This window comes from Paraburkholderia sp. BR10141, assembly GCF_056155635.1.
Genome location: NZ_JBMIQH010000015.1, coordinates 35,006 through 49,697, shown reverse-complemented (window position 1 = coordinate 49,697; position 14,692 = coordinate 35,006). Strand labels below are relative to the sequence as shown.

10 protein-coding genes and 1 pseudogene are annotated in these 14,692 nt (G+C 63.8%); 6 read left to right on the top strand and 5 right to left on the bottom strand.

Going from position 1 to position 14,692, the window contains the following annotated elements; translation table 11 throughout:
- Positions 1-20: 20 nt before the first annotated feature.
- On the bottom strand, positions 21-1,199 hold the full coding sequence (locus tag ACOJB8_RS21125) for a fumarylacetoacetate hydrolase family protein (RefSeq protein ID WP_342948310.1): 1,179 nt from the start codon (positions 1,197-1,199) through the stop codon (positions 21-23).
- A gap of 23 nt (positions 1,200-1,222) precedes the next feature.
- Positions 1,223-3,007, bottom strand: coding sequence for an IlvD/Edd family dehydratase (locus ACOJB8_RS21120; protein ID WP_342948370.1), 1,785 nt, complete (start codon positions 3,005-3,007; stop codon positions 1,223-1,225).
- Between the two features lie 323 nt (positions 3,008-3,330).
- Here ACOJB8_RS21120 and ACOJB8_RS21115 point away from each other — a divergent pair, with 323 nt between their 5' ends.
- The 3 genes from ACOJB8_RS21115 (at position 3,331) to ACOJB8_RS21105 (ending at position 8,528) form a co-directional block, all read left to right on the top strand.
- Complete coding sequence (locus tag ACOJB8_RS21115; protein WP_368604706.1) at positions 3,331-4,683, top strand: MFS transporter; 1,353 nt, start codon at positions 3,331-3,333, stop codon at positions 4,681-4,683.
- A gap of 306 nt (positions 4,684-4,989) precedes the next feature.
- Positions 4,990-5,772 carry a substrate-binding periplasmic protein gene (locus tag ACOJB8_RS21110; protein ID WP_069262347.1) on the top strand — a complete coding sequence of 261 codons (783 nt, stop codon included), beginning with the start codon at positions 4,990-4,992 and terminating at the stop codon, positions 5,770-5,772.
- Between the two features lie 8 nt (positions 5,773-5,780).
- Positions 5,781-8,528, top strand: a complete 2,748-nt coding sequence (locus ACOJB8_RS21105) for a bifunctional diguanylate cyclase/phosphodiesterase (RefSeq protein ID WP_475014028.1) — start codon at positions 5,781-5,783, stop codon at positions 8,526-8,528.
- A 29-nt stretch (positions 8,529-8,557) separates the two neighbouring features.
- Here the strand turns inward: ACOJB8_RS21105 and ACOJB8_RS21100 are convergent, their stop codons facing one another.
- Positions 8,558-9,463, bottom strand: coding sequence for an SDR family oxidoreductase (locus ACOJB8_RS21100; protein WP_069262445.1), 906 nt, complete (start codon positions 9,461-9,463; stop codon positions 8,558-8,560).
- 40 nt (positions 9,464-9,503) lie between these two features.
- Complete coding sequence (locus ACOJB8_RS21095) at positions 9,504-10,256, bottom strand: SDR family oxidoreductase (protein ID WP_368617372.1); 753 nt, start codon at positions 10,254-10,256, stop codon at positions 9,504-9,506.
- A gap of 117 nt (positions 10,257-10,373) precedes the next feature.
- Between ACOJB8_RS21095 and ACOJB8_RS21090 the strand changes: the two genes are divergently transcribed.
- Together ACOJB8_RS21090 and dkgB are read left to right on the top strand one after the other, a co-directional pair.
- Positions 10,374-11,288: a LysR family transcriptional regulator gene (locus tag ACOJB8_RS21090; protein ID WP_368604709.1), complete on the top strand. Its 915-nt coding sequence runs from the start codon at positions 10,374-10,376 to the stop codon at positions 11,286-11,288.
- Positions 11,289-11,510: 222 nt separating this feature from the next.
- Positions 11,511-12,316 (top strand): annotated as a pseudogene (gene dkgB / locus ACOJB8_RS21085) (2,5-didehydrogluconate reductase DkgB).
- A gap of 14 nt (positions 12,317-12,330) precedes the next feature.
- Here the strand turns inward: dkgB and ACOJB8_RS21080 are convergent.
- Positions 12,331-13,470: an iron-containing alcohol dehydrogenase gene (locus ACOJB8_RS21080; RefSeq protein WP_475014026.1), complete on the bottom strand. Its 1,140-nt coding sequence runs from the start codon at positions 13,468-13,470 to the stop codon at positions 12,331-12,333.
- A 174-nt stretch (positions 13,471-13,644) separates the two neighbouring features.
- Here ACOJB8_RS21080 and ACOJB8_RS21075 point away from each other — a divergent pair, with 174 nt between their 5' ends.
- Positions 13,645-14,580, top strand: a complete 936-nt coding sequence (locus ACOJB8_RS21075) for a LysR family transcriptional regulator (RefSeq protein WP_475014024.1) — start codon at positions 13,645-13,647, stop codon at positions 14,578-14,580.
- The last annotated feature ends 112 nt before the right edge of the window (positions 14,581-14,692 follow it).

Sequence of the window (14,692 nt, the reverse complement as noted above, 5' to 3'; positions counted from 1 at the left end):
GCGTTTCCCGATTCAGTGGCTCACAGCAATCCGCGCGCGGCCAGATTGCGATAGAGCGCGCGCACGCCGAAGTTCCACGGCGCGAGAGCCGTGCTCAATTGCACGGTGTTGATCAGCGCGCCGAGTTCCGGCGCGGAAATGGTGACCTTGTCGCCAAGGTGGTGCGTAAAGCCGCCGCCTTGCGTGTCGCGATCCTTGATCGGCGAGAACATGGTGCCGAGAAACAGCATGAAGCCGTCGGGATACTGGTGATGCGGGCCCCACGTCTGCGCCACGAGGTCGGCCGGATCGCGGCTGATTTCGCTCATGTGGCTGATGCCTTCCAGGACGAAGTCGTCGTCCGTGCCCTCCACGCGCAGCGCGACGCTCGTCTTGCGCACCGTGTCGAGGCTGAACGACTCGTCGAACAGACGCACGAACGGGCCGATCGCGCACGAGGCGTTATTGTCCTTGCACTTGCCGAGCAGCAGCGCCGAGCGGCCTTCGATGTCGCGCAGATTGACGTCGTTGCCGAGCGTCGCGCCGACAATCTCGCCGCGGCTGTTCACGGCCAGCACGATTTCCGGCTCGGGGTTGTTCCAGACCGAAGCGGCCAGCAAGCCGACAGCCGCGCCAAAGCCCACCGCTGACATGGGCTGCGACTTCGAAAACACTTCCGCGTCGGGCCCGATGCCCACTTCCATGTACTGGGACCACGCGCCGCGCCGCTCGAGTTCCGCCTTGAGCTTCATCGCTTCGTCCGAGCCCGGCTTGATCTTCGAGAGATCGGTGCCGATCGTGGCCGCGATGGTTTCGCGCACTTCCTGCGCTTTCGCGGGATCGCCGCCCGCCTGCTCTTCGATCACGCGCTCGATCAGGCTCACCGCGAACGTCACGCCGCAGGCCTTGATGGCCTGCACGTCGTTGGGCGCGAGCAGACGCAGCGCTGGCTCCCCGCTGCCGGGCAGATTCGCTTCGATCAGCTTTTCCACCGGGCCGAGCGATTCGCCGCTCACGGTGCGCGCGAATTGCGCGAGGTCCTCGCGGTCGAACAGATCCGCGGTGGTCGGCGCGCTGGCCGTGATATCGATGACTTCGCCGTTGCGCACGAGCACGACGGAGGGGCCTTCATGCTCGCCTGCCTTGCGCCACACGCGGCCAACGAGCAGCGCCTGCCCGACATCGCCGGGAAGCCAGTTTGAGGGGGTGTTCGAGGTCATGGTGCGTCCAGTTGAGTGTCCGGTTAATGCGAATGGCGCGGGTTGCCGCGCTCGGCGATCACTTTCAGATAAAGCGTGGCGGGTTCGAGGCATCCGCCCGTGGACAATTGCCCCACCGTCTTGCGGTAAAGCTCCTGCCAGGGCGTCTGTGCAGGCGGCACCTCGAAGTGCGCCGTCTCGCGGCGGCGCGCCAGCTCGGCTTCGTCGACCAGCACGTTCACGCTGCGCGCGTTCAGATCCACACGAATGCGGTCGCCTGTTTGCAGCAGCGCGAGGCCGCCGCCCACCGCCGCCTCGGGCGACATGTTCAGGATCGACGGGCTCGCCGACGTACCGCTCTGTCGGCCATCGCCCAGCGTGGGCAGCGACGTGATGCCCTGGCGCACGAGTTCCGCCGGCGGCGCCATGTTCACCACTTCGGCGCTGCCGGGATAGCCGACCGTGCCGGTGCCGCGAATCACCAGAATGCAGTGCTGGTCGATTTCGAGCGACGGGTCGTTGATGCGTGCATGGTAGTCCTCTGGACCGTCGAACACGATGGCGCGTGCCTCGAAGGTGTTTTCCGCACCCGGCTCGCTCAGATAGGTTTGCCGGAAGGCGTCGCCGACCACCGACATCTTCATGATCGCGCTGTCGAAGAAGTTGCCCGAGAGCACCATGAAGCCTGCGCCATGCTTGAGCGGGTCATCGGTTGTCCTGATGACTTCGCGATCGGGCTCGGGCGTGCCGTCGGCGATGGCGCCGATGGTGCGGCCCGATACCGTGAGGCATTCGCGATGCACGAGACCCGCGCGATCGAGTTCGCGCAGCACGCCGGGCACGCCGCCCGCGCGGTGGAAGCTCTCGCCCAGATACTCGCCTGCCGGCATGCAGTTCACGATGAGCGGCACCTGTTCGCCGACGCGTTGCCAGTCTTCGAGGCTCAGCTCGATGCCCATGTGCCGCGCGATCGCGATGAGGTGCGGCGGGCAGTTGGTCGACGCACCCAGCGCAGAGGCCACGACGATGGCATTCTCGAACGCCTCTTTCGTCATGATGCGCGAAGGCCGCATGTCATAGCGCACGAGGTCGACAATGCGCTTGCCGGTTGCGTACGCCATCTGGCCGCGCTCGCGGTAAGCGGCCGGAATGCTGGCGCAGCCGGGCAGCGACATGCCCAGCGCTTCGGCGAGGCTGTTCATCGACAACGCCGTACCCATCGTGTTGCAGTGGCCGATGGAGGGCGACGAGGCCGTCGTGAGCTCCATGAAGCCCTCGTAGTCGATCTCGCCTGCTGCCAGCAGATTGCGCGCATGCCAGATGACCGTGCCCGACCCGACGCGCTGGCCGTTATGCCAGCCGTCGAGCATTGGGCCGCCCGACAGCACGATGGCGGGCATGTCGACCGTTGCCGCGGCCATCAGGCAAGCAGGCGTGGTCTTGTCGCAGCCCGTGGTCAGCACCACGCCATCGAGCGGGAAACCGTGAAGAATTTCGACGAGACCCAGATAGGCCAGATTGCGGTCGAGCGCTGCCGTGGGCCGGCGGCTCTGCTCGGCGAGCGGATGGACCGGAAATTCCATTGGGATGCCGCCCGCGTCGCGAATGCCCGCCTTCGTGCGGGCCGCCAGCTCGATATGGTGACGGTTGCAAGGGGCGAGATCGCTCCCCGTTTGCGCAATGCCGATGATGGGGCGGCCCGATTGCAGTTCTTCCCGGGTCAGACCGTAATTCATGAAGCGCTCGACATAGAGCGCGGTCATGTCCGCATGGGCCGGGTCGTCGAACCATTCCTGGCTGCGCAGGCGCCGTGCGTTGGGCTGGGTCATATCACTCACTTGCTTGTTCCTTGTCTCGACGATGTGGCACGCAGGTCCGCGCCATTTGTTATCGGTAACATTTCTGGATCTTAGCACTTTGCACGCGCCCTGTGCACCAGGTGAGACCACGCGTTTTCCCGACTTCGGCGCTGGCGACCGACTTGCCGTGGCGCCTCGTCTCATGCTAATTTAGCGCCCGCTGTGTTACCGATAACAAACAATGCGCTGTTCACAGCCAGCGCAGAGATCCAGCAAGCACACCACGAAGCTCGTGGAATCGCCTCCCCAGTACCGGGAGCGTTCAAAGGCATATGTGAAAGGAGACACATCCCATGCCAACCCTGACCCAGATTGCGGACTCGCCGGCCGCCGTCAACGAAGCCGAAGAACGGCTGTACCGCAAGGTACTGAAGCGCATCTTGCCGCTTCTGCTTCTGTGCTATGTCGTCGCCTACCTCGACCGCGTAAACGTCGGCTTTGCCAAGCTGCAGATGCTCGATTCGCTCGGTTTGAGCGACAGTATCTATGCGGTGGGCGCAAGCATTTTCTTCTGGGGATACTTCCTCTTCGAGATGCCGAGCAATCTGCTCCTGCATCGCTATGGCGCGCGTTTCTGGATCGCGCGCATCATGGTGACGTGGGGCATCGTGTCTTCGTCGCTCGCCTTTATCGCGCCGCTCGCGAGTTTCTTTCACGTGCAGACCTCGACGATGTTCTACATCCTGCGGTTTCTGCTCGGCGTCTGCGAAGCGGGGTTTTTCCCCGGCATCATTCTTTACCTGAACTACTGGTTTCCGGCGCGTCGCCAGAGCGTCGCGATGTCGGGGTTCCTGATCGCCATTCCGGTGAGCCTCACGCTCGGCGGCATTATCTCGGGCTGGCTGATGGAAAACACGCATGGACTGTTCGGCCTGGGCGGCTGGCAGTGGATGCTGTTGCTCGAGGGCATTCCTTCGATTCTCGTCGCCTTCGTGGTGCTGCTGCGCATGGGCGACGGCATTCAGTCGGCGACATGGCTGAGCGCCGCCGAAAAAGCCGTGCTGCAAAAGAATCTCGAACAGGAAAGCGCGAAAAAAACGCATAGCGCCGTGGCAGCGCTGAAAAGCCCGCGTGTCTGGCTGCTGACGTTCATCCTGCTGACCTTCAATACCGGCTTCTATGGCCTGGCATTCTGGCTGCCTTCCATCATCAAGGCTTCCGGTGTGAAGAGCACGTTCAACATCGGCTTGCTGACCGCCATTCCCTATCTCAGCGCCGTCGTCGCCATGATCTGGAATGCGTCACACTCGCGCAAGACGGGCGAGCGCCGCCTGCATGCGGCCATTCCGGCCTGTATCGGCGGCGTCGGCCTGATTCTGAGCGCACTCTTCGCGCACAACGTGCCGCTCTCGATCGTATTCCTGACGATCGCCACCTGCGCGATCCTCGGGCTCATGCCGATTTACTGGACGTTCCCAGGGCAGATTCTCTCGGGCACGGCCGCGGCGGCCGGTATTGCGCTCATCAACTCGGTCGGCAATCTCTCCGGCTTCACGGGTTCCATGATCACCAGCGTGGCGAAGGACCTGACCGGCGACATCAACAACGGCACCTATGCGCTGGGCGCCTGTCTGCTCGTGAGTTGCGTTCTGATTCTGTCGATTCCGCAAAGCATGCTGAACCGCGACCCGGTGGAAGAGAACTGAACGTTATGCGAATCGGCTAGATCGTCCGTTGCGAGGGCCACCTTCCACCACCTTCCGGCTGGGCCCTCCTTACACGAACCCGTTTTGAAAATTGCGTCGGCCTTGCGCCGGCGCTTTTTTTTGGCCTCTGCGCTTTGGCGGGCACGGGCAATCGTCCCACCTGAACACCCCAGCGCCCGCACGAAAAGCGTGCAAAAAAAACAATTGGAATTGTCTCAAGAATTGAAGCACGCTGCCGATAAGACGTGAAGTCTGTTTTCCGCCCAGTGCACCGCTATCGGGCCATTGACACGCAACGGAGACGCTGTGATTCGAACCTGCCTTGGCGGCCTGCTGCTCGCGCTCGGTTGCATTGGCACCGCGGTTGCCGCGGGCCCCGACTGCTCGCGCTCATTTACGCTCGCCTTACACGATCACGGGCTGCTCTACTCCGTCGACACCGACACGGGAATCGACAAGGACTTCGCTGACGCCCTCGCGCGGCGCAGCGGCTGCCAGATTCGCGTGAGCCTGATGTCGCGCGCACGCATCTGGAAGCTCATCGAATCGGGCGCGCTCGATTTCAGTCTGTCGGGCATTGCCAACGAGGAGCGCAACCAATACGCGGATTTTGCCTGGTACTTCAGCAACAAGTACTATCTGCTGGTTCGCAAGGATTCAGGCATTCATCAACTGGCCGATTTCGAGCACAACGACAAGTTTCAGCTCGGCGTGATCCGCAGCTTCCGCTATAGCGAGTCGGCCAACCGGCTGGTCGATTCGCTCTCGGCCGAAAACCGCGTGAGTCAGGCCGGGGGCCTCGAGCCGCTTTACCAGGCGCTGATCCTTGGCCGCATTCAGGGAATGATCATCGAGCCGTTCGATTATCCCGCCATCGATGAAGCGAAGATTCGGAGCGTGACCAATATCGTGGAGTTCGACGATCCACCCATTCCGCATGGACTCATCATGTCGAAGAAGGCGCTTTCGCCCGAGGAGCGGGACAAGTGGCGCGCCCTCGTCAACGAAATGATCGCGGACGGCACGGTGCGGCGCATCTTCACGAAGTATTTCAAGCCTGACCTCGCCGATTCGATGGTCCCCTTCTAGACGCCGCCATGACCCGGACGCGCCTCGTTCTGCTCCCGCTACTGGTTCTCGCCGCCGCGCTCGGCGTGACCTGGACGCTCTGGAACCACGAGCGGGAAGCGGCTCGCCACGAACTGCTGACGCAGTTCGATTACTCACTCGGCGACGTCGTGAGCCGCATCGAACAGCGCATGGGCACTTACCAGCTGTTGCTGCGCGGCGTGCAGAGCCTCTTTGCCGCCACCGGCGAGGTCGATCGCGACGCGTTCCGGGCGTACGTCAATACACTCACTCTCGACGCCAACTTTTCTGGCATCCAGGCCATCGGCATCGTCGCGTGGGTGCCGCAAACGCAAAAGGCCGCACATATCACGGCCATGCAGCAGCGCGGCGTGCCGGGCTACTCGATCCAGCCCGACGGTCCGCGCGCGAACTACGCACCCATCATCCAGCGCGAGCCGTATATCGGCGCCAACCGCGCGGCGCCCGGTTTCGACGCCTGGGCCGACCCGGTGCGCCGGCGCGCCATGGAGCAGGCGCGCGACACCGGCATGGCGACCATTTCAGGAAAGGTGCGCCTCTCGGTCGACACCGATCCCGCCGCCGACCCCGGCTTCGTGATGTATATGCCCGTCTACGCACGCGGCTCGGCGCCGGAAAACGCCACGGAACGCCAGGCGCAGCTGGTGGGCTGGGTCTATGCGTCCTTTCGCATGCACGACGTCATTGCCAGCCTTTACGGCGAGGAACCGCCCGGCCTTTCGGTCTCCATCTACGACGGCGTGGAATCGTCGCCGGACGCGTTGCTCTACAGAACGTCGGGTGCCCCGGCCCCTCACCTGCCCAGCGATCTTTCGGCAACCGAATATCTGGTGGTCTGCGGACACGACTGGATGCTCAAGCTGATGGCGCGCGACGGCTTCAAGGCGCGCTTCGGCCGCGACGCGGCAACGCTCATCGCAATCACCGGAACGGGTCTGAGCCTGCTGCTCGCGCTGCTCACGCGCCTCATGATGACGGGCCGCAGCCGCGCGATACGTCTTGCCTCGTCGATGACGAAGGAACTGCGCGAAAGCGAGGAAAAATTCCGCGCCATTGCGGACTGTACGGTCAACTGGGAAATCTGGTGGTCGCCGGAAGGCAAGCCGCGCTGGATCAATTCGGCGGTGGAGCAGTACATCGGCTATACCGTCGACGAATGCATGGCCATGAGCGACTTCGCCTGCACCGTGATCTATCCGGGCGATGCCTCCTACGTCGCGCCCGAGTTCCGGGGCGCGCAACTGGGCTCGCGTGGCGACAATCTGGAGTTCCGCTGCGTGCGCAAAGACGGCTCGCTCATGTGGCTCTGCGCCTCGTGGGTGCCGATTACCGACTCGAAAGGCGACTTCATCGGTTTCCGCACGAGCGGGCGCGACATCACCGAGCGCAAGATCGCCGACCAGCGCATCAAGGAGCTGGCCTTCTACGACGCGCTCACCGGCTTGCCCAATCGCACGCTGCTGCTCGACAACCTGAAAGACGCCCTGACCGACAGCGCAAGAAACGGCACGAGCGGCGCCCTGCTGTTCATCGATCTGGATCACTTCAAGACGCTGAACGATACACTGGGTCACGACAAGGGCGACCTGCTGCTGCAGGAAGTGGCCAAACGCCTGGCGGCGAGCATACCCGCGGGCGACACCGTGGCGCGCGTGGGCGGCGACGAGTTCGTCGTCGTGGTGGGGAACCTGAACCCCGTTCCCTGCGAAGCGGCCCGCCAGGCCGAGGCCCTGGGCGAGCGGATTCTCGCCGTGCTCGGGAATCCTTATCGACTCGACGAGATCGACTACCGCAGCACGGCGAGCATCGGCGCAACCGTATTCAAGGGCTTGCAGGCGACGACAGACGACCTCATGAAGCAGGCCGACCTCGCCATGTACAAGTCCAAGGAACGCGGACGCAACGCGGTGCGCCTCTTCGACCCCGACATGCAGACGGTCGTGGTGGAACGTGCCGCGCTCGAAGCGGCACTGCGCGAAGCCATCGAGAACGAAGAGTTCGTGCTTCACTACCAGATGCAGATCGACAGCGGCCGGGTCACCGGCGTCGAGGCGCTGGTACGCTGGCGTCATCCGCTGCGCGGGCTCGTGTACCCGGCCGATTTCATTCCCGTGGCCGAGGAAACCGGGCTCATCGCCGAGCTGGGCAGCTGGGTGCTGCGCGCGGCCTGCACCCAGCTGGCGCGCTGGGCCACGCAGCCCGACACGGAGCATCTGACCATTGCGGTCAACGTCAGCGCGCAGCAGCTGCACCAGCCCGACTTCGTGCAAAGCGTGCTGGCCACGCTCGAACAGACTGGCGCAAGAGCGGACCGGCTCAAGCTCGAGTTGACCGAAAGCGTGCTGGTCGACAACGTGCAGGAGATCATCGAGAAGATGGAGGCGCTCAAGGCGAACGGCGTCGTCTTCGCGCTCGACGACTTCGGCATCGGCTATTCGTCGCTTTCGTATTTGAGGCGCCTGCCGCTCGCTCAACTGAAGATCGATCGATCCTTCGTGCGCGATGTCCTCGTCGACCCGAACGACGCCGCGATCGCCCGCACCATCGTGGCGCTCGCGCACAGCCTGGGCCTCGGCGTGATCGCCGAAGGGGTCGAGACCGAAGAGCAGCGCGCCTTCCTCGCCTCGGCCGGGTGTTACGCGTATCAGGGCTATCTGTTCTGCCGCCCGATTCCTGTCGAGGAGTTCGAAGCGGCATTGCGCGGGCTCGAGGCGTCGGAGTGCCTCACGGAGTAAGCGCGCCCCGCCGCCCGCCGCCGGTGGCATCACGCGTCGCCGTGCCCGCGCGGCACGAGCAGGTCGGAGAGGCCCACGCGATGCAGCATCTCCGCCCGCACGCGGTCCAGTACGGCAAAGCCAACGTCCGCGCCATCCTGGGTCGGGTCCACGTGCACCCGGAAGGGCCGCTTCCCGAAGGGGGCATCGACCACATCGACGATCGCCTCGGCCACGAGGCCCACGTCGGCTTGCGGCGGCACGATGGCGGCAAACGCCTCCTGGATCTGCTCGCCGAACCCGGCATAGGGGCCGGCTTCATAGGCGGCGACGACGCCCTTGTCTTCCGGGCTGCCCGCATGCGAAAAGTGATTCGTGCCCGAGGTGAAGGCGCCCGGCACGATGATCGACGTTTCGATGCCCCAGCGCGCAAGCTCGCGTGCGTACTGCACCGCAATCGCATCCATGGCGGCCTTCGCCGCAAAATACGGCGCGAGATAAGGCGGCGTGCCGCCCGCGGAACTGCTGCTCGACACCCACACCACGAGGCCCTCCCGCCGCTCGCGCATGTGCGGCAGCACCGCGCGGTTCACCCGCTGCGTGCCCAGCACGTTGATGTCGTACAGGTGTGCATACTGCTCCGGGCTGAACGCTTCGGCCGGCCCGAAGGCCATGTGGCCCGCGTTGTGGACGATCACATCGATACGCCCGCTTGTGGCAATTACGCGGGCGATGCCCGCGTCCACGGACGCCTGTGACTGCACGTCGAGTTCGACGGTGCGCAGATCCACGCCCTTGTGCAGCGAAAATTCCGCCATCTGCGCGACGACCGGGGCGTTGCGCCCGGCGCTCGCGCGCATGGACGCGTAGACGGTATGACCGGCGCTCGCGAGTGCTTCGGCAGCGAGGCGGCCAAAACCGCTCGATGCGCCGGTAACGACAATGACCTTCTTCATGATGGGCTCCTTGTTCGTCATGAAACGCTTGATCAGGACATCAAACAATGCCGCCGTTCACACGGATCGTTTGACCGTCGATCCAGCCTGCGCCGTTGCCGACAAGGAACGAGACCACCTCGGCGATGTCGTCCGCCTGGCCGAGCCGTTCGAGCGGCGGCATCTTTGCGAGGCGTTCGATCTGCTCGGGCGTCTTGTCCTTGAGGAACAGTTCGGTTGCGGTAGGCCCGGGGGCGACCGCATTCACCGTGATATTGCGGCCGCGCAGTTCCTTGGCGAAGATGTTGGTCATCGCTTCCACGGCAGCCTTGGTGGCGGCGTACACCGAGTAGCCCGGCAGCGCGAGCGCCTGGATGCTGCTCGAAGAGTTGACGATGCGGCCGCCCTGGCGCAGCTTCTTCGCGGCAATGCGCAGCGTATTGAAGGTGCCCTTGAGGTTGATCGCGACGAGCCGGTCGAACAGGGCGTCATCGGTATCGGCCAGATTGACGAGGCCCGGCTGCATGATGCCCGCGTTGTTCACCACGATATCCACGCCGCCGAAGAGCGTAATGGCCTGGTCGAACATTGCGGCCACCTGGGCGGGCACGGCCACGTCTGCCTGAATCGCCGCGGCGCGACCGCCCGCGGCCTTGATGTCCTCCACGACCGCATTGGCGTCTGCGGCGCGGCCGGCGTAGTTGACGACGACTGCGATGCCTTCGCCCGCGAGGCGTCTGGCGATCGATGCGCCGATCCCGCGGGAAGCGCCGGTGACGATCGCGACTTTGCTGGTGTTGGCTTGCGTGCTCATGGTGACTCTCCGTTCCGGTTGGGTGGGTGATGCAACGTGATGCGATGGGTGCATCTTCCCGCCAGCCAACGCTCCACGGTAGCCGCATAGCCAGAATATCGGTTATGCTCCCGGCGTATGACCATATTCAACGACCTGGGCCTGCTGCAGGCCTTCGTTGCCATCGTGGAGAGCGGCAGCATCTCCGCGGCGGCCCGCAAGCTGAATCTGAGCCAGCCCACGCTGAGCCGCCAGTTGCGTTCGCTCGAAGATCAATGCGGCGCGGCGCTGCTGCGGCGCGACACGCACCGCATGAGCCTCACCGAAACCGGCCACCAATTCCTTGCCGACGCCCAGGCGCTGCTCGCGCTAGCCGAGGAGTCCGCGCAGCGCATGCGGCGCGACCAGAGCGCGCTGAGCGGCAATATCCGCGTGTTCTCCACCATCGACTTTGGCCAGTCCGTGGTGAGCCGGATGATCAGCAGCTTTATCCAGGCGCACCCGGCAGTGAGAATGGAGCTGGCCTATTCGAACCGCCCGCTGCACATGATCGAAGAGGGCTGCGACGCGGGTATCGTCGCTGGCGTGCTCACTGACGATCGCGTCGTGGCGCGCTCGCTGGGCGAGATCCGCCGCTATCCGGTTGCCTCGCCCGCCTTCCTCAAGGATCACAAGTTCGCCAGCAAACCGGAAAGTCTCCAGGCCTTACCGTGGATCGCACTTTCGAGCCGGCAATTCGGCGGTTCGAGAGATGTCACGCTGTATTCGGGCGCGGCAACGTATACGTTGCAGATCGAGCCCGTGATGATCTCGGAGGGGGTGACAAGCATGCGCGAGGCCGCGCGCATGGGGCTGGGCCTGGCCGTGTTGCCGGAATGGCTGATCGAGGAGGATCTGATATCGGGCCGCCTCGTGCGCGTCTTGCCGAAATGGCAGGCGAAACCACTCGCCGCGCAAATCGTCTATCCCGTTCAAAGGCGGCTGCCGCTGCGCGTGCAGGCATTCACAGAATTCGCGACGGAATATATGACGACAGTGTTGAAGCCGCGGTAACGCCGGACTCCGCTCATGCGAACGCTTCGGGCTAAGTGGCCCAACTAGCCGGTGCCCCACCAGGCACGATGCCATGCTCGACCGCGACCTCGGTCTACGCTGCAGCGTTCGTCGCGCTTGGCGGCGTTGCACTCGTCCTCGTCCTGGATCGTCATGAGCCGGCGCTCGCGTTAAATCACTATTTTCGATTAGGTTACCCAATCATTTTTTGTGGAGAGCAACATGCGCAAGATTCCCGCATTCGGCCTCGGCACGTTCCGCCTGCAAGGCCAGGCTGTGATCGACTCCCTGCGTAACGGCCTCGAAGTCGGCTACCGCGCCATCGATACCGCGCAGATCTACCGCAACGAGGCCGAAGTCGGCGAAGCGATCGCCGCTTCCGGCATCGCGCGCGACAATCTCTTTCTCACGACCAAGATCTGGGTCGACAACTACGCGCGTGAAAAGCTGGTGCCGAGCCTGAAGGAGAGCCTGAAGAGGCTGCGCACTGACGCAGTCGATCTCACGCTGATTTATTGACCCGTGCCCAACAACGGCGTACCGCTCGAAGAATTCATGCGCGCACTGGCCGAGGCGAAATTGCAAGGGCTGACCGGACAGATCGGCATTTCCAATTTCAATATCGAGCTGACGAAGCAGGCTGTCGCAGTGGTCGGCAAGGAAAACATCGCGACCAACCAGATCGAGTTGAGCCCTTATCTGCAGAATCGCAAGCTCGTTGAGTTCCTGAAGCAGGAAGGCATTCACGTGACGTCGTACATGACGCTCGCCTACGGCAAGGTGCTCGGCGATCCGGTCGTCGGCGCGATTGCCGAACGGCGCCACGCCACGCCCGCGCAGGTGGCGCTCGCCTGGGCACTGCGCCTGAACTACTCCATCATTCCCGCTTCGACGAAGCGCGAGAACCTGACCAGCAACCTGCTCGCGCAAACGCTGGAACTCACGATGACGACATGGTGCAGATCGCCGCGCTCGAACGCAACGGTCGTGAAGTGCGCCCTACGGGCCTCGCCCCGCCGTGGGACTAAAACGCCGCGCCGCTTTACATCGACGATTCGAGCATGGCGCGGTAATCGTCTTCGGAGGCCTCGCGCGGATTGGTCTTGTGGCTGTGATCCTTGAGCGCGCCCTTGATGATCTCGGGGAACAGCCCGGCGTTCACACCGAGTTGCGCGAGGCCCGTCGGCAAACCCAGGCGCTCGGTCATCGTACGCACGGCAGGCGCCACTTCGGCGCCGCTGCCTAGCCCCATTGCCGTCGCGAGGCGGTCGAGCTTGCCTTCCTCGCGCACCGAAGGCGCTGCCTCGTTGAACCGCAGCACAGCCGGCAGGAAAATCGCGTTCAGCGTGCCGTGATGCAAACGCGGGTTGATGCCGCCGAGCGAATGGCTCAGGCTGTGCACGCAACCCAGACCCTTCTGGAACGCAAGCGCGCCTTGCATCGACGCGCTCATCATGTTCAGCCGCGCCACGCGGTCGCCGCCATCGCGCGTCGCGCGCTCGATATGACGCCACGCGCGCCACAAGCCGTCCAGCGCAATGCCGTCCGCGGGCGGATTGAAGGCGGGCGCGAGGAAGGTCTCCATGCAATGTGCGATGGCATCCATGCCCGTCGCCGCCGTCATACCGGGCGGCAAGCCCAGCGTGAGTTCCGGATCGCAAATCGCCACGCGCGGCACCACGTACGGGGAGATCACACCGACCTTGCGACCGTCGTCGAGAATGAGAATGGCGCCGCGCCCCACTTCGCTGCCGGTGCCCGCCGTCGTCGGCACGGCGATCACCGGGGCCGTCTTCGCCGTGATGTTCACCGCGCCGCCTTCGATCACCGCGAAGCGCTGCAGCGGTCCTTCGTGTGTCGCGCAAACGGCGACGCCTTTGGCGAGGTCAATGGCGGAGCCACCGCCAACGGCGACGATGCCGTTGCACTCCCCCGCGAGATAGGCCGCCACGGCCTCACGCACGGCCGCTTCGCTCGGATTGGGTGGGGTACCGTCGTAGATCGTTGCGGGCGCAACGCCTGGCAGCGCGCCCAGCACCCTATCGACGATCCCCGCCGCGCGTACGCCCTTGTCCGTGACGATCAATGGCCGGCTGATGCCCACACGTTCGCATTCGTTCCGCAGCAAATGAATGGCGCCGAAATCGAACTGGATTTGCGTGACGTAGTTGATGAGGGACATAGGATTGAGTTTCAGTTATAGTGAATTCGGCCGTTGCGGCGGCAAACGCTGGCAACGGCAATGCAATTACCGCATTTCGGCCGCATAGTGCTATTGTTTTGGGCCAGTATAGGGAGACACCTTATACGCGGTAATTGAGAAGATTTGATACAGCTATAACTTTTCCTCAACCCCATGACCCCGTCGCTCAACTCGATCATCTCCCGCCTCCATGTGAAGCAACTTCGGCTGTTGATCGCCCTGGGCGATCACGGCTCGCTGTTGAAGGCCGCCCAACAGGTCTCACTCACGCAGCCCGGCGCCAGCAAGGCATTGCAGGAGATCGAAACCACCTTTGGCACCGCGCTCTTCAATCGCACCAATCGAGGTCTCGAGCCCACCGAGGCCGGTCACTGCGCGATCCGCTACGCGCGCTTGATCCACACCGATCTCACGCATTTGCGCGAGGAGCTTGTCGGACTCTCGCGCGGGCGTGGCGGACGCGTAGCGGTGGGGGTCATCATGGGCGCGGTGCCGCTGCTGACCGACGCGATTTCCACGCTGATCGCGGCGCATCCGGAAATGTCGGTTGAAATCGTCGAAGACACGAGTGCTGCGCTGCTGAGCCAGATCGATGCGGGCCGGCTCGATCTCGCGATCTGCCGCACCACGGTCAGCCAGACGCCGCATCTCTACGAGAGCCTCAAACTGCAGGACGAAACGCTCGCCGTGATCGCCAACGTGCGGCATCCGCTGCACCGCGCGAAGAAGCTCACCCTCAAGGACACGGAGAAGTATCGCTGGGTGGTCTACCGCGCCAACATGCCGATGCGGCTGTTGCTCGAACGCGAGTTTCGCGAGGCCGAACTGCGCTTTCCCACGCATCTGCTAGAAACGACCTCCGCGTTCGCAACGCTGGCGCTGCTGCAAGGCAATCCCTCGTTCGTCGCGCTGGTGTCGATCGACGTTGCGCAGTTCTTCGCGAGCCAGGCGATGGCCTGCATCCTGCCGCTGCGCCTCGCTTCCCGCAGCGAACCGTATGAACTGGTCACACGCCAGGGTGCGCCGCTCGCCCCCGCGCCGCGGCTGCTCATCGAAACGCTGTGCGACAAGCAAGGCATTGAATTCTGAAGCGCACGACAGCCGGCCCCGGGGAAACCCTGGCATTGACCTCAATCAAATCCCTCCCGCACAATGAACCATATCGTGGACTTAGCGTCCATATTATGGACATAACGAGAGC